The sequence below is a fragment of the Streptomyces sp. ISL-99 genome (assembly GCF_018614005.1).
GTDB classification, from domain to species: Bacteria; Actinomycetota; Actinomycetes; order Streptomycetales; family Streptomycetaceae; genus Streptomyces; species Streptomyces flavidovirens.
Window position 1 is genome coordinate 249,718 of the sequence record NZ_JAGGPC010000029.1, and the last position, 16,054, is coordinate 265,771.

The window sequence follows — 16,054 nt, forward strand, 5'->3', positions numbered from 1 at the left end:
CATGGCCGTCACCCGCTGATCCGGTCCTGAGTGAGGGGTCGCTTCTGCGCCGTTTCGACCGTTGTCAGTGCGAGGACCTAATCTGTGCCACGTGACTTCGCCTGCATCGACGGAATTCGTTCCGCCCCAGCTCAGCGCGGGGCCGCGGCCCGCACAGGGCCCGGCCGCCGACGAGGGGCTCGCGCGGCGGCTCCGCGCGCTCGCCTGCACCGCGCCGCTGCACGATCTCGACGTACGCAAGGCGAATCTCGCGGGCGAATACTCGGTCTACGCGATGGCGGAGATCGCGCTCGCCGCGATCGACCTCGTCACTCTCAACATGGACTTCGACACGGGCGCCGACCACGAGCAGATAGTGGCCAGGCTGCTTCCGCGTGTCGCGGCCCAGGCCCCCGACCGCCCGCTCGCCGACCACGAGCGCGTCGCGCGCTGGGTCCTGGAGAACCTGATCAACGTCGGAAGCGTGGACCGCGGCTTCCGTGCGGTTTATGGCACATTCGGCCCTGATGGGGCTTATGTGCGCAGGGATTACGACTTCAAGCTCATCGAGGAGGTCCCCGGGTGCGGCGGCAGCGTCTACCTGCGGACCACCGACGAGGCGGTCAACGTCCTTGTCGGCGCCCTCGACACGGACGTCACCAGCGCGCAGATCGCCGCCGAGGTCAAGCTCGAAGTGCTGATCAGCCGCGGCCGGCTCGCCGACGCCCAGCTCGCCGCCGAGCAGGCCCGGTACCGGACCGTGCAGTACGCCGAGACGCTCCGCAGGACGCTGGAGGCGACCCGGCGCAACGTGCGCGCCGTCGACTGGCTCAACGCGGTGCCCGACATGATCGCCGAGGCGCTCGACCACGTCGCCGACCGCTACCGGCACGAGAACGCGATCCTCACCAACATCCGCAAGGCGCGGGACGAAGCCGTGGAGCCCGAGCACAAGCGGCGCGCGGCCGAGCTCGTCGACATCGTCAAGGACTGCATCCGCAGGCACACGCAGTTGCAGTCCCGGCTGCTGGACGCCGGACCGCTGTTCCGCGCCGAGCAGGACCGCCAGGCGTTCGCCACGCCCACGGCGCGGGCCGGACTCGACCTGTACGGCCAGCTGGTCGCGCCACTGCTGCCCCTGCCGGTGGAGCAGGCGATCCGCGTCACCGACGCGTTCTTCGCGCACGGCGCCGGGCTGCGCACGCCCGTGGCCGTACGGGTCGGGGACCTGGTCGACATACTGCTGACACCGCCGCTGGAGCGGGAGCACCTGGGCGCCGAGATGCCGGAGCCGGACCTGATCGCCACCCCGGACGACAGCCGGTTCAGCGAGGAGCAGCTGGCGAGCGCCATGGAGCTGCTCGACCTGCCGCACGACGCGCCGCGCAGGCTGTCCGGACTGCTGGCCGACGCGCGGCGCCGTGACCCCGAGCTCCCGTACCTCGTCGCGCTGCTCGCCGTGCACGCGGCGAGCCCGCCGGTCGGCACCGCTTACCGGCAGGGCGAGAAGCAGCTGCTGTTCGCTGTGGACGACGGCACCGAACTCGACGACCCGGAGTTCGGCGGCGCCGACCTGATAGTGGGCATCGCACTGCTGGACGCCGCCGGGATGACCGCGGACCGGACGGAGGCGGCATGACGAAGAGACACGGCGTCGGTTCCCTCTCCAGCACAACCGGTGCGGCGATTGCGCGGCACCCGGCCATGGCGACACCGGCCGCGCGAGGCTCCGGGCGGGCACCGGCCGGAACTCCGGGCGCGCCAGGCCCGGGGCGCGCCATCCCGTCCGTACCCGAATCCGAGAATTTCCGTACCGAGGAGCAGCAGTCGTGAGCGACCACCGCGCAGAGCACGCCGACGCGTGGAGCGAGCGAACCGCCAGCGACGCGGCCGAGGTGACCGACGCGACTGCCGCGGCCGAATCCGGCGAGCTGCCCGTGACCGCTCCCGCTGCCGCCGCGCACGGCGCCGTCACGCCCGCCGACGCGGCCGACGCCGCCCGGCTGGTGTCCTTCGGGCTCCAGCCCAAGCTGCTGCCTGCCCGCGACGTGGAGTACGCCGACCTCCTCCGCCGCTACCGCGAAGAGCCCGCTTTCGCGCGCCTCGCCGACGCCGTCGCGACCGGCCTGGGGCTCGTCGTCCTGGAAGTCTCCACGCGCGCGGGCATGGCCGTCTCCGCCGGGGAGGACTCGGTCTTCGCCGTACGCATGGGCGACTACGCCCGGCGGGCCTCGGCCGACTCCGCCGACCGGTTCCTGCACGGCCTCGCCCACCTCGCCGTCGCCGCGCTGGCGTTCCCCCGCCCCGAAGACCTCGCCGACGACGGGTACATCGGCCGCATAACGGTCAACGGCGTCGACGCTTTCGTGCGCCAGGCATGCCGCCGCCTGGAGGAGCGCGCCGACGAGCAGGGTGAGAACACCGACCCGGCCACCGAGGCCCCCGGCCTCGAAGCGGCCTGGCGGATCTACGCCCGCCGCAGCGCGACCGGCGCCACCAAGGACGCGCGACGGCTGGCCGGTTCCACCACCGGCATCGTCGGCAAGGCCGTCGCCTTCCTCACCGAATCCGGCTTCCTGCACCGCACGGGTGACGACGCGGGAGGGGCGTACCGCACCACCGCCCGCTACCAGTTGCAGGTCCGCGACATGGCGGGCAGCGCGGCCATGGCCGAGCTGCTGGAACTGGGCGTGGTGCCGGTGACCGACGGCACCCCGACGCTGGTGCCGCCTTCGGACGCCGACGACCTCGAACTGACCGCCGAGGCCGGCCTGCCCTTCCACGCCTGACACCCGGCCGGCCGCCGAAGACCGACGGCCGCACCCGGCCGCCGCACCCCAGCCGCCGCACCTGCCGCCGCACACCTGCCGCTTCACGACTTACGACGAGAGTCCGCCGCCATGTACGAGTTGTCCCGGGTCCGCCTCTACTCCATCGGACCCGCCGGTGCGCGCTACGCCGACACCGTGCTTGACCTGCGCGGAGTCGGTGAGCCAGTGCCCAACCCCGCCCCCACGCAGGCGGAGTTCTTCCAGGAGGAGCCGGTCGGCCCGCCGCGCAGGCCCGCGCCCGCCGGCGTGCTCTTCCTGGAGAACGGCGGCGGCAAGTCCGTCCTGCTCAAGCTGATCTTCTCGGTGATGCTCCCCGGCCACCGCAACACGCTCGGCGGCGCGAGTTCCGGCGTACTGCGCAAGTTCCTGCTCGCCGACGACTGCGGCCACGTCGCGCTCGAATGGCAGCACACGCTCACCGGCGAGTGTGTGGTCGTCGGCAAGGTGAGCGAGTGGCGCGGGCGGCAGGTGTCCAACGACCCGCGGAAGTTCGCCGAGGCCTGGTACTCCTTCCGCCCCGGCCCCGGGCTCAGCCTCGACTCGCTGCCTGTCGCCGAGTCCACCGCCGTCCGCCCGTACGGCGAGGGCGTTTCCGGCGCGCAGGGCCGTCGTCGCACCATGAAGGGCTTCCGCGACGCGATCACCGACGCCGGCAAGGCCTACCCGCACCTCGACGTCCACTGGGAAGAGATCCACGACCGCTGGAACGAACACCTCGGCGACCTCGGACTCGACCCCGAGCTCTTCCGCTACCAGCGGGAGATGAACGCCGACGAGGGCGAGGCGGCCGGCCTCTTCGCGGTCAAGAAGGACTCCGATTTCACGGATCTGCTGCTGCGCGCCGTCACCGACACCAGGGACACCGACGGCCTCGCCGACCTCGTCCACGGTTTCGGCAACAAGCTCGGCCGCCGCGCCGAGCTCACCGCCGAGCGCGACTTCACGGCAGGCTCCGTCGACCTGCTCGGCCGCATCGTCGACGCCGCGGAGACACGCGTGCGCGCCCGCGACGTCCACGCCGGCGCCGAGCGCAGGACCCGTACGCTCGCCCGCAGGCTCTCCGCCCGGGCCGGCGAGGAGCGCGGCCGCACCGCCGAGCTCGCCCAGCAGGTCACCGCCACCGCGCAGACCGTCGCCGAGGCCGAACAGGAACGCAGCCGCAGCTCCCTGATCGCCGGCGAACTCGCCTACCGGCACGCCTCGCTGGCCCTGGCCGCCGCCGAGAAGGCGGCAGGCGCCCAGCGCCGCGAGCTCGCCGACGCCCGTACGCTGCACGCCGCCTGGCAGGCCGCCGAGGCCGTACTGCGCCACCGCGCCGCCGCCGACCGGGCCGCGCGCGTGGCCGTCGCCATCCGCGAGGCGGAGCGGGACGCCGCCCCGGCGCTGGCGGCCCGCGCCACGGCCGCAGGTGAGCTCGTACGGGCGCTGCACGCGGCGGCCGAGGACGGCGAGCGGGTAGCCGCCGAGGAGGAAGAGCGCTCGGCCGCTCTCCAGGAGGCGGGCGAGGCGGCGCACCGCGACGCCACCACGGCCGCGACCCAGGCACAGCGCGCCCGCAGTGAGGCCGGGCACCTGCGTCAGCGCCTGTCCGAGGTCGAACAGGAGACGGCGGAGGCGGTACGCGCCGGCTGGCTCGACGACACGGCCCCGGACGCCGACCCGGCACGGGCGGCGCTGGCGGCGACCGACGCGGAGAAGACGGCGGTCGCGGCCTGGGAGACGGCGCGCGAAGCCGCCCGTGCGACGGCCGACCGGGCGAAGGAGGCCGCGGGCGCGGAGGCGCGCGCCGAACTGGCGGCGGCCCGCGCGGCGGACGCCGCGCAGGGCGCCGAGCACGCGTACGCAGCCGAGCGCCGGGCCGCGGAATCGCTGGCGGCGGAGGACCGCCTGGCGGAACTGCTCAGCCTGCCGTCGGCACCGGTCACCACCGTGTCCGTACCGCAGCCCCGCCGGGGCACGGCCGCGACGGACAGCGCGTCCGCCGCGCGAGCCGTCGGCGCAGACGGCCGTCCCGCGCGCCAAGGCGTGCACGTCACCGTCGGGAACCCGGCGGAGGACACGGACGCGGCGCGTACGGAGGACGGGGGCGACCGCCTGGCGGACGACCGGCCGATGGACGGATCCGGCGGCGCGACCGTCCCCGGCCCCAGCAGCGGAACGGGCCAGGGCGGCGCGGCCGACGCGACAGACGCGCGTACGGGTGACCGCACGGACACCGCCCACGCCGGCCCCCCCGAGCAGAGCAACACGGCGGACGGCACAGCCACCGCGTCCGCGCACTCCCTCCGCACGCCCCGGCGCACCGCCGAAGGACCGCTCACCGTCGAGGAGCTGGACCGTAACGCGGAGGACCTCCTCGTCCTCCTCGACCAGGCCGTCACCTCCGCCGAGCGGCAGCTCTTCGAGCTGCGTACCGCCGCCGCCGACGACGCGCGCATCCTCGGCGCGCTCGGCGACGGAGGGCTGCTGCCCCCCGGCCCCGATGTCCTGGCCACCGTCGAGTTCCTCGGCGAGCACGGCATCCCCGCCCTCCCCGGCTGGCGTTACCTCGCGCAGGCCGTCGCCCCCGCCGACCACGCCGCCGTGCTCGCCGCCCGCCCCGAGCTGGTCGACGGCGTCGTCATCACCGACCCCGACGCGCATGTCAGGGCCCGCGAAGCGCTCGCAGGCGCCGCGCTGCTGCCCCGCTCGGCCGTCGCCGTCGGTACCGCCGCCGCGCTCCTGGCGCCCGTACCGGCGCCGGGTGACGCCCCGTCCGACCGCGCCGACGTCTTCCTCGTACCGCCGAACCCGGCGATGCACGACGAACACGCGGCCGACGAGGAGCGTCAGGCGCTGCGTGCCAGGGCGACCGCCCGTGACGAGGAGATTCGCAGGCTCGCCGCCCGGCTGACCGCTGACCGTACGCTCGCGGCCCGCCTCGGATCCTGGCGCGCCGACTGCCCGCCCGGCATGCTCGCCGAACTGGCGGAGGCAGCCGAGGCGGCAGGTGAAGCGGCCGAAGCGGCCGAAGCCGTGCTCGCCGAGGCCCGTACGGTCCGCGCCGAGGCCGACGAGGCGGCGGCCGACGCCGCCCGCATCAGGGACGAGCGGCAGGACGCCGCCCAGCGTGCCCGCCGCGTCGCCGACGCCCTCGCAGGCCTGGCCCACCGCCTGAGAGAACGCGCCGGCTGGCTGGTCAAGGTACGTGAACTGACCGAAGAGGCCGCAGAGCTGGAGGCCAGGGCCGCGGTGTGCCTGGAGCGTGCCAAGGCGGCCGACGAGGACCGCCGGGCCGCTCAGCGCACCGCTGACGACGCCCACCGGACCGCGCGCACCCTGCGCGCCGAGCGGGCCGAGATCGCCGGGGCTCCCGAGACCCTGCCGGAGCCGGACGAGGACGCACCGCGCGTCGCGCTGCCCGCGCTGCGCGAGGCGTACCGCGCCGCGTCCCAGCTGTACGAGAAGGTCGGTGTCGGCGCCGACCTGCGCGCCGAACAGGCCAGGGCGGAGAGCGATGAGAGCGCCGCCCTGACCGAGCTCAACCGGCTCAGCAACAAGGTGCGCACCAGGGCCGCCCTGCTGCTGGAGGGCACGGATGGCGCCGACGGTCCGTCCCGCCAGGCCGCCGTCGCCCGCGCCGAGTCGCTCGTACAGATGCTGGAGTCGCGGGCGTCCGCCGCGAGCGAGCAGCTCGGCAGGCTGCGCGGTGAGGCCGAGCGCCTCGCACCCGAGGACGGCACGGCGCACACGGAGCTGCCCGACGACCTCGTGCCCGCCGACGCGGAGCACGCGCAGACGCTCCTGCGCACCGCCACCTCCCAACTCGCCTCCCGCACCGACGCGCTGGACTCGGCCCGCGCCGCCCACGCCGAGCTGCTGCGGGCACACCGCGCGGCGGAGGACGCGGCGGGCGGCTTCGACGAGACGGCGGCGCTCCTGCGCGACCTGCTCAGGGACCACCACCAGGACGACGAGGGTACGGAGGAGCTCGGCCCGTACCCCGGCAGCCTGGAAGAGGCTCGGCAGTCCGCCGCCGAGTCCCGCCGCCTGCTGCGCGGGTGCGCGGCCGAGCTGTCCGCCGCCGAGGCGTCGGTGCGCGAGGCGAGCGACGTACTCGTACGGCATGCCAACTCCACGCGGTACGAGCAGGTACGCACCCCCGCGCGCCAGCAGATCCGCGAGCTGCCGGCCGCCGCACTGCCCGAGCACGCGGCGGCGTGGGCGGCGGCGTTCGAGCCCCGGCTGCGCGTACTGACCGACGAGCTGGCGCAGCTGGAACGCAACCGCGACAGCATCGTCGACCGGCTCCGGGGCCTCGTGGAGTCGGCCCTGGCGACGCTCCGCTCCGCCCAGCGCCTGTCCCAGCTGCCGGAAGGCCTCGGGGAGTGGTCAGGGCAGGAGTTCCTGCGGATCCGTTTCGAGGAGCCGGACCAGGCGACGCTCGTCGAGCGGCTCGGCGAGGTCATCGACGAGGCGACCAGCGCCGCTGTCAAGAAGAACTCCGACCTGCGCAGGGACGGAATGTCCTTGCTGCTGAGGGGCGTTCAGGCCGCGCTGCAGCCGAAGGGCATCTCGGTCGAGATCCTCAAGCCGGACGCCGTGCTGCGCGCCGAGCGGGTGCCGGTCGGGCAGATGGGCGACGTCTTCTCGGGCGGCCAGCTGCTCACCGCCGCGATCGCGCTGTACTGCACAATGGCCGCGCTGCGCAGCAACGACCGGGGCCGCGACAAGCACCGGCACGCGGGCACGCTGTTCCTCGACAACCCCATCGGCCGCGCCAACGCCACGTATCTGCTGGAGCTCCAGCGTGCGGTGGCCGACGCCCTCGGCGTACAGCTGCTCTATACGACCGGACTGTTCGACACGACCGCACTCGCGGAGTTCCCGCTGGTCATCCGGCTGCGCAATGACGCCGACCTCCGGGCGGGCCTGAAGTACATCAGCGTGGAGGAGCACTTGCGGCCGGGCCTGCCGCAACAGGACCCGGACGGCGAGACGGTACACGGCGAGATCACCGCGACGCGGATGTTCAAGCGCACGCCGGCGTCGCCTGCCGAGTAGCGGCGACCACCTGCGGGGGCGAGCGGCCTCAGGCCTGGGAGAGCCGGCCCGTGCCCCGCCGGGTCCGCTCCTCCCGTTGCCGTGCCCGGGCCGACCTGCGGGCCGCCCGGCGCGCCTTCCGCCGCTCGCGGCGCAGTTGGCGCGCCGTACTGCTCGGGACGGACACCACGCCGTGGCGCTGGTTCCACACCTGGCGGGTCACCCATACGTCCAGCACCCCCCAGGTCGCGACCACCGTGCTGCCCACGCTGCTCAGCACCATCGGGAACGCCAGCCACGACCCCGCGAGCGTGCAGAGGTAGGCCACTATCGCCTGGATCATCGTCAGCGACGTGAGGATGACGGCGCGGACGGCGGCTGTACGGACCGGATCGGGCAACCGTGGCCGTACCGCGGGCTCCTCGACCCACAACTGCCGCTGAGCTCCGGCCGTCGCCCGCTCCCGCGAATCGCCGGCAACCTCGAACGCTACGGGCGCCACGGGCGACGCCGTACCGCGCTCTTCCGTGTCCATCGAACCTTCACTCCCCACCGCCGCCTGCGTGCCCCTCAACTCGGGCGCGGACATCGCCTTTCAGGAGTGGCTGCCCGCCTTGCGCCCTTTTACGCTGTGCCCCGCGAGCCGGATGTGATGCCTACGGCCTCATCCGGTCCGCTCCCCGTACAGCTGGACGAATGGGCGGCTTCGAAGATTCCCGCGAAAAGGAGAATCCCAGCCATCTGCCCCGATTGGCCGACGGGCGTACGCGCAGGTGTCCTTTGCCACAACGGCGCCCGTCAACTCCCGGAATTCCATGACAACTGGTGATCAACGCACCTCGGTAAGGCTGAAAATCGTCCGGACGTGTCTTCGAGTTGCGCGAGTGACAGTAGTAGGCTCGCGCCGTTTATTGACGGAACACCATCCCCGCCCGGCGGGGGTCGAGCTGGGGGAGGCCATGCGCTTTCGCGGAAAGTCCATCCGCAGGAAGATCGTGGCGTTGCTGCTGGTGCCGCTCGTGTCCCTCACCTCGCTGTGGGGATTCGCCACCGTGATCACCGGCCGTGAGGCAAACCAGCTGCTGGATGTCGCCTACATCGTCGAGCAGGTCGGCTATCCGATCCAGGACACGGTCGAGGTCATCCAGCGCGAGCGCCGGCAGACACTGATCTACCTGGCGGATCCCCGCGCCTCCGACGCCCTCGCCACCCTCCGCCGCGAGCGCGCCGCCACCGACGAGTCCGTCGCGAAGATCAAGGCCCGCGCACAGGAGTCCGGAGTACGCGACGACCTGCGCCCTTCGGCGGCGAAGCGCCTGGCCTCACTCCTCGAAGCCTTCGAGGACATCCAGACACTGCGCGGCTCCGTCGAGAACAGCACCGTCACCCGACGCCAGGCACTCGACCGCTACAACCGGCTCATCGACCCCTGCTACTCCTTCCTCACCACCCTCCACGCCCTCGAAGACGTGGAGATGGACAAGCAGGGGCGCGCGCTGGTCGGCCTCACCCGCGCCCGCGAGATGCTCTCCCGCGAAGACGCACTCATCGCGTCCGGCCTCGTCGCCGGGCAGTTCAACGCGCCCGAACTCCGTGAGATCTCGGCACTGGCCGCCAACCGCGAGCTGCTGTACGACGTCAACCTCGAAGTCCTCCCCGCCACCGAGCGCCACGCGTTCGCGGACTACTGGGACAGCCCGGCCACCGAGCCACTGCGTACCGCCGAGGAACGCCTCATCACCGCGGGCGCCACCCGGGACCCGCGCGCCGTCACCGCCAAGAGCTGGAACGAGGCCGCGACCGGCGTGCTCGACCACCTCGCCCGCGAGGGCAAGGAAGCGGGGGAGCGCTACCAGGACAACGTCGAGCCCGTCGCCTTCGGCGTTCTTATCAAAGCCGGCGCCGCGGGTGTACTCGGCTTCCTCGCCCTGATCGTCTCGCTGTTCCTCTCCGTACGGATCGGCCGCAGCCTCATCCGCGACCTCTCCCGCCTGCGCAAGGAGGCCCACGAGATCTCCGGCGTCCGGCTGCCCAGCGTCATGCGCCGGCTCGCCGCGGGCGAGGAGGTCGACGTGGAGACCGAGGCTCCCCGGCTGGAGTACGAAAAGAACGAGATCGGCCAGGTCGGCCAGGCCCTCAACACCCTTCAGCGCGCCGCCGTCGAATCGGCCGTCAAACAGGCCGACATGCGCCGCGGCGTCTCCGAGGTCTTCGTCAACCTGGCCCGCCGCAACCAGGTCCTGCTCCACCGCCAGCTCACACTCCTCGACACCATGGAACGCCGTACCGAGGACACCGACGAGCTCGCCGACCTGTTCCGGCTCGACCACCTGACCACGCGAATGCGACGCCACGCCGAGGGCCTGGTGATCCTCTCGGGCGCGGCTCCGTCCCGGCAGTGGCGCAAGCCCGTCCAGCTCATGGACGTCGTACGGGCGGCCGTCGCCGAGGTCGAGGACTACGAGCGCATCGAGGTACGCCGCCTTCCGCGCGTCGGCGTCGGAGGCCCGGCCGTCGCCGACGTCACGCACCTGATCGCCGAACTCCTGGAGAACGCCACGGTGTTCTCGCCCCCGCACACCGCCGTCCAGGTGCACGGCGAGCGGGTCGCCAACGGCTTCACCCTCGAAATCCACGACCGTGGCCTCGGCATGACACCCGAAGCCCTCCTCGACGCCAATCTGCGGCTCGCCGAGACCCCCGAGTTCGAGCTGTCGGACACCGACCGGCTCGGTCTGTTCGTGGTCAGCCGGCTGGCCCAGCGCCAGAATGTCCGCGTTTCGCTCCAGCAGTCGCCGTACGGCGGAACCACCGCGGTCGTCTTCATCCCGGCCGCCCTGCTCACGGACGCACCCGAGACGAACGGCACCGGCTTCCGGCTCGACCGCAAGTACGCCACCGGAGAACGAGGCACCGGGGAGGCGGGGCAGAGCGGACGCCGCAAGTCCCTGACGACGGTTTCGCGCCTGCCCGCCGAACTTGCCGCCCAGGCCGTGCTGGACGGTCCCGTCGAACTCGAACCGCCACTGAGCGCACTGGGCCTCGCGGGCCCGCTCGGCGGCGTCGCGGACATCGCCGACATCGAGGACACAGAGAGCGAGCGCGGCGGACTGTTCCGGGCCCGCGACCGTTCCCGGGAACGCTCCCGCGACCGTGCCCGTGAAGCCGCCGGTGAACAACACCAGCAGGCGTCCGACCACGTTCCCGGCAGCGGCGAGAACGTACGCCCCGGCGCCCCTGTCCCGCTGCCCCGCCGCAACGCTCCGACCCTGGTCGCCGACAACGGCCGCCGCGTCAGCGGCCGCGGGCACGCCCCCAACGCGCGCACAGCACCGTCCGAATCAGCACGCACCGCACCCCACGCACCACCCGCACGGGAACCCGCCCCCGCGGACGAGGCTCAGGGCCTCCCGCTGGGCGGCCTGCCCCGCCGTGTCCGCCAGGCCAGTCTCGCCCCGCAGTTGCGCGAGGCCACCACCGGTCGCACCGAACCCGCCAACGGCGTACCGGCCACCGAGCAGGACGCCGAGCGTGAGGCGGAGGAAGTACGCAGCCGTATGGCTTCGCTCCAGCGCGGCTGGCAGCGCGGCCGCCGGCAGAACGCCGAGGACGAGCCGGGCACCGGCGGAACAGCACCAGGAACCACACCAGAGAGGGACGGTCGATGACCGCACCGAACGCCACAGCACACGACACCACAGTCCGGGACTCCGGAGAGCTCAACTGGCTCCTCGACGAGCTGGTCGACCGCGTCGGCAGCATCCGCAAGGCCTTGGTGCTCTCCAGCGACGGGCTCCCCACCGGCACGTCCAAGGACCTGACGCGCGAGGACGGCGAACACCTCGCCGCCGTCGCCTCCGGCTTCCACAGCCTTGCCAAGGGCGTCGGCCGCCACTTCGACGCGGGCCGGGTCCGGCAGACCGTCGTGGAGCTGGACGACGCCTTCCTGTTCGTCACCGCGGCGGGCGACGGCAGCTGTCTCGCCGTGCTGTCGGACTCCGACTCCGATGTCGGACAGGTGGCGTACGAGATGACGTTGATGGTCAAGCGGGTCGGCGTCCACCTGACGACCGCGCCACGCTCCGGTCTGCCCGCCGGAGGGTGAGTGGGCTGAGATGAGCGAAGCAGGCCAGCAGGGATCGCCGCACTGGTACGACGACGACGCGGGCCCCGTAGTACGCCCGTACGCGATGACGCGCGGCCGTACGAGCAGTGCGAGCCGGCACCGGCTCGACCTGATCGCGCTGGTCGTCCCCGAACCCGCGGCCGACGATCCCGGACGTGACCAGACGCTCGCTCCCGAGCACGTCGAGATCGTCGAACTGTGCAGCGAGACGCCGCAGTCGATCGCCGAACTCGCCGCGGGTCTCGACCTCCCTGTAGGAGTGGTCAGAGTGCTCGTCGGCGACCTCGTCGAGGACGAGCTGGTACACGTGACCCGACCCGTACCTCCGGCCGAGCTGCCGGACGAGAGCATCCTTCGCGAGGTAATCAATGGCCTTCGGGCGCTCTAGCCGTAAGAAGCGACTGGTCGAACCGGTGACGCTCAAAATCCTCGTCGCGGGTGGCTTCGGGGTGGGCAAGACCACCCTGGTGGGCGCGGTCAGCGAGATCAGGCCGCTGCGCACCGAGGAGGCGCTGACCGAGGCGGGCCGCCCCGTCGACGACATCGCGGGCGTCGAGAACAAGAACACCACCACCGTGGCCATGGACTTCGGGCGGATCACACTCCGCGAGGACCTGGTGCTCTACCTCTTCGGTACGCCCGGCCAGGACCGGTTCTGGTTTCTGTGGGACGAGCTGGCACAGGGCGCCCTCGGCGCGGTCGTACTCGCCGACACCCGCCGCCTGGAGGACTGCTTCGCCGGCATCGACTACTTCGAGCGCCGGGGCATCCCTTTCACCGTGGCCGTCAACTGCTTCGAAGGCGCCGACCGGTATCCGGCGGAGACGGTACGCGCGGCACTCGACCTCGACGAGGGCGTGCCCCTGCTGCTGTGCGACGCGCGGGACCGCGAGACGGTCAAGGAGGTGCTCATCGCGGTGGTCGAGCACGCACTGGCCCGCTCCGCGGACCGGCGCCAGAAGGCGTCCACCTGAGGTCGGAGGTCAGTGCCCGGCGACCGACCGGCGGGCGACGGGGAAGTCGAAGTACGTGTCCGGGAAGGGCTCGGGCTTGTACGTGAAGTGCCACCACTCCTCGGCGAGATTCACGAAACCGACCTCAGCTAGCAGTCCCTTCAGCAGTTGCCGGTTGGCACGCTGAGTGCCCTGGATACGCGGGTCGTCCGTATGGGACAGCGTGTCGAAGCAGTCATATCCGGTCCCCATGTCGACTGAATTGTCAGGGAAACGCTCAGCCTTGGGCGCGTAGCAGGCTACGAGCTGCTCACCGGGGACGTACGGCCTGGTCGCCTTCGCGGGAAGCTTCACGATCGTCAGGTCAACCGTGCTGCCACGGCTGTGCCCTGACTTCTCCGCGATGTAACCGTCCGCGAACAGCCGCGCCTTGTCGACATGCGGATAGAACTCCGCCTTCATCGCCTCGTCGTCGAGGTCCTTGGCCCACCGCACGAAGTGGTCGACGGCCCGCTGCGGCCGGTAGCAGTCGTACACCTTGAGCGAATAGCCGCGCCGCAACAGCTTCGTCTGCGCCTTGTGCAGGGCGTTCGCCGCGGGCCTGGTCAGGATGCAGACCGGCTGCCGATAGCCGTCCACGGGCACACCCACGAAATTGTGCGCCGTCGTGTAGTGCATCTCCTGAATGATCGTCGAGTCCACGGACCGCAGGGACACGAACTCCCTGGGGGCCTTCGGCTCGGGCTTCGCCTGCGCCGTGGGGGAGGCGGCGGTGACGGCGAGCAGGGCGACCGCGGCGGTGGCCAGGGCGCGCAGTGCGGAGGCAAGTCGTGTCATGGGCCCTCCATCTATCAGGTCAACCGCCCCTGGGGGAAGGGGCATCGGATACAGTCCGCGCGTGGCCGCACCTTCGAAGAAGCCCGTCAGGGACTCCCACTGCTCCAGTTGCGGAGCGCCGTACCGGCCGGCCGGCGACTGGCCCCGCATCTGTACCGTCTGCGGCGACACGGCCTACCGCAACCCCTTGCCCGTCGCTGTCGCCCTGTTGCCCGTACGCGACGAAGAGGGTGGCGGACTCGTCGTCATCACCCGTGCCATCGAACCGCAGCTCGGCAGGACCGCGCTGCCCGGCGGCTTCATCGACCACGGCGAGGACTGGCGGCAAGCGGTCGTACGCGAACTGAGCGAGGAGACGGGAATCCAAGCGTCGGCCGGACAGGTGCGCCTCGCCGACGCGCTGAGCTCCCCGGCCGGCCACCTGCTCCTCTTCGGGCTGCTCCCCGAACGCGCCGCCACCGACCTGCCGCCTTCCGTCCCCACCGAGGAAACGACAGGCCGGCACCTCCTGCGCGCACCCGCCGAGCTGGCTTTTCCCCTGCACACCGAAGCGGTACGCCGATGGTTCGCGGGAAGCTACAGCCACACGAAGTAACCGTTCCCGGGTACGTCGAAACAAAGTTCCCGGGTACGTCGCCCCAGCGCACCGCACACTCCAGCGCACCGCACCCACCTCAGCGGACCGCATTCACCCCGGCAGCCCCGCACTCACCTCAGCAGCCCCGCACCCGCACCGGGAGCCCCACTTCCCCGCCGCCCTCCCGCTCCACCAGCACCCGCCCACCGTTCACCCGCGTCGTGAACCGCTCGACCTCCGCCCGCTCCCCGCCGTCTTCCGCGTCCCGCACGACCAGCCCTCCTCCGGTACGCCCGGCAGCCGGTGCCCACACCTCGAGCGTCAACCCGCCGTCGTCACCGCGCACGGGAATCACGGAGCCGGCCCGCGCCAGCACAGGGATGCGCGACAGTGGCGCCTCCAGCAACACCTGGCCCTGGCCTTCGTAGGCCTTGCCGGTAGCCGTGTCGTACCACCGTCCGTGCGGCAAGCGCACCGCTCTGCGGTCCGCGCCGCGCTCCAGTACGGGAGCGACCAACAGAGCGTCCCCCAGCAGGAAGGCATCCTCACAGTCCCGCAACGCCCGGTCTTCAGGCGCACCCCACCACACGGGACGCACATAAGGCGCACCGGTGAGGCGGGCCAGATGGGACAGCGTCACGAAATAGGGCCGTAGCCGCTCCCGTTCCGCGAGCGCGGCCTTCGCGTGTTCGAGCACCCGCGGACCGAACTCCCACGGCTCACCGGGGCACGAGGGGACAGCCGCACGCGTACGGAACAGCGGGAGATGGGCGCCCAGTTGAAACCAGCGCAGATACAGCTCGGGTGAAGGCGTGCCGCTGAACCCTCCGACATCCGTTCCCGAGTACGGTACTCCGCACAACCCGAGACCGAGCACCAGGGAGAGCGAGGCACGCAGCCCCGGCCAGCCCGTCGGCACATCCCCGGAACAGGTGCCGCAGTACCTCTGTATGCCGGCCCAGCCGGAATCCGCGAAGAGAAACGGCCGTTCCCCGGAACCCCGGTTTCGCAGTGCCTCGTAACCGGCACGCGCCATCCCCAAGCCGTAGACGTTGCGGGCCTCCCGGTGATCGCCACCGCGCCCTTCCAGATCGTGCCTTGCGGAGCGTGGCAACGACGGATCGCCGAAGGGGGAGAAGGCCGCCGGCTCGTTCATTTCGTGCCCGACTCCCGAGAAACCCTCAGCGAGGCGCTCTTCGTGCAGCGACCCCCACCAGGCACGAGCACGTGGATCGGTGAAATCCGGAAACACGTGCTTCCCGGACCGGAAAGCTCCGCGTACCTCGTTCCCGCGTACGTCCCGTACGAACGCCCCCGCGGCCCTTCCACTCTCGTACACCCCGCTCCCCGGCTCGGCTCTGACAGCGGGACGGACGACCGGGACCAGCCGCACCCCCGACTCACCGAGATCCGCATCGAGCCGGGCAATCCCGGGAAACCGCCCATCCCCCGCGACGGCGCCCTGCTGCCCGCCGCCCCGGCCCATGCCCATATCCAGGTGCAGTGCGGACAGGGGCATCCCCCGCTCGCCGTAACCGGCGACGATCCGCCGCACCTCCCGTTCGCCGCCGGACCCCCGCCACGCGTCCTGCGGACCCAGCGCCCACGACGGAGGGAGCACGGGCGCACCAGTGAGCGCGGACCAGCCCCGCAGCACGCGCGCCGGTGTCCCCGCCACCACCCAGCAACGCAGCGGCCCGCCGTCCATACGCAACTCACTCGTGCCCGG

At 72.2% G+C, this 16,054-nt stretch carries 12 protein-coding genes; 9 read left to right on the forward strand and 3 right to left on the reverse strand.

The annotated features are described in order from the left end of the window. The first annotated feature begins 91 nt into the window (after nt 1-91). The 4 genes from J7E91_RS18780 to J7E91_RS18795 all read left to right on the forward strand — a co-directional run bounded on the left by J7E91_RS18780 (nt 92) and on the right by J7E91_RS18795 (nt 7,853). Nucleotides 92-1,618: a hypothetical protein gene (locus J7E91_RS18780; RefSeq protein ID WP_214905961.1), complete on the forward strand. Its 1,527-nt coding sequence runs from the start codon at nt 92-94 to the stop codon at nt 1,616-1,618. After that, on the forward strand, nt 1,615-1,812 hold the full coding sequence (locus J7E91_RS18785; protein WP_214905963.1) for a hypothetical protein: 198 nt from the start codon (nt 1,615-1,617) through the stop codon (nt 1,810-1,812). Before J7E91_RS18780 ends, J7E91_RS18785 begins: the two co-directional genes overlap by 4 nt. Next, nucleotides 1,809-2,768 (forward strand): hypothetical protein, encoded by a 960-nt coding sequence (locus J7E91_RS18790; protein WP_214905964.1) that lies wholly within the window; start codon nt 1,809-1,811, stop codon nt 2,766-2,768. The genes J7E91_RS18785 and J7E91_RS18790 overlap by 4 nt, the downstream gene beginning before the upstream one ends. Before the next feature lie 111 nt (nt 2,769-2,879). After that, the gene (locus J7E91_RS18795; RefSeq protein WP_214905966.1) at nt 2,880-7,853 is read left to right on the forward strand and encodes a hypothetical protein; all 4,974 of its coding nucleotides are present in this window, start codon (nt 2,880-2,882) and stop codon (nt 7,851-7,853) included. 28 nt (nt 7,854-7,881) lie between these two features. Here the strand turns inward: J7E91_RS18795 and J7E91_RS18800 are convergent, their stop codons facing one another. Continuing rightward, nucleotides 7,882-8,367, reverse strand: coding sequence for a hypothetical protein (locus tag J7E91_RS18800; protein WP_214905968.1), 486 nt, complete (start codon nt 8,365-8,367; stop codon nt 7,882-7,884). A gap of 424 nt (nt 8,368-8,791) precedes the next feature. Here J7E91_RS18800 and J7E91_RS18805 point away from each other — a divergent pair, with 424 nt between their 5' ends. The 4 genes from J7E91_RS18805 to J7E91_RS18820 are packed head-to-tail and all read left to right on the forward strand — an operon-like array spanning nt 8,792 to nt 12,932. Beyond that, complete coding sequence (locus J7E91_RS18805; protein WP_214905970.1) at nt 8,792-11,500, forward strand: nitrate- and nitrite sensing domain-containing protein; 2,709 nt, start codon at nt 8,792-8,794, stop codon at nt 11,498-11,500. Continuing rightward, nucleotides 11,497-11,937 (forward strand): roadblock/LC7 domain-containing protein, encoded by a 441-nt coding sequence (locus J7E91_RS18810; protein ID WP_214905973.1) that lies wholly within the window; start codon nt 11,497-11,499, stop codon nt 11,935-11,937. Before J7E91_RS18805 ends, J7E91_RS18810 begins: the two co-directional genes overlap by 4 nt. A gap of 10 nt (nt 11,938-11,947) precedes the next feature. Beyond that, nucleotides 11,948-12,346, forward strand: a complete 399-nt coding sequence (locus tag J7E91_RS18815; protein WP_214905976.1) for a DUF742 domain-containing protein — start codon at nt 11,948-11,950, stop codon at nt 12,344-12,346. Then, nucleotides 12,327-12,932, forward strand: a complete 606-nt coding sequence (locus J7E91_RS18820) for an ATP/GTP-binding protein (protein ID WP_214905979.1) — start codon at nt 12,327-12,329, stop codon at nt 12,930-12,932. The genes J7E91_RS18815 and J7E91_RS18820 overlap by 20 nt, the downstream gene beginning before the upstream one ends. Nucleotides 12,933-12,941: 9 nt before the next feature. Here the strand turns inward: J7E91_RS18820 and J7E91_RS18825 are convergent, their stop codons facing one another. Continuing rightward, nucleotides 12,942-13,748, reverse strand: coding sequence for a M15 family metallopeptidase (locus J7E91_RS18825; RefSeq protein ID WP_214905984.1), 807 nt, complete (start codon nt 13,746-13,748; stop codon nt 12,942-12,944). On the opposite strand from J7E91_RS18825, the gene J7E91_RS18830 reads away from it, so the two are divergent. Continuing rightward, nucleotides 13,747-14,343 (forward strand): NUDIX domain-containing protein, encoded by a 597-nt coding sequence (locus J7E91_RS18830; protein ID WP_214905986.1) that lies wholly within the window; start codon nt 13,747-13,749, stop codon nt 14,341-14,343. The genes J7E91_RS18825 and J7E91_RS18830 overlap by 2 nt on opposite strands. 118 nt (nt 14,344-14,461) lie before the next feature. Here the strand turns inward: J7E91_RS18830 and J7E91_RS18835 are convergent. Further along, on the reverse strand, nt 14,462-16,054 hold a 1,593-nt coding region (locus J7E91_RS18835), incomplete at its 5' end, for a glycoside hydrolase family 31 protein (RefSeq protein ID WP_251015852.1).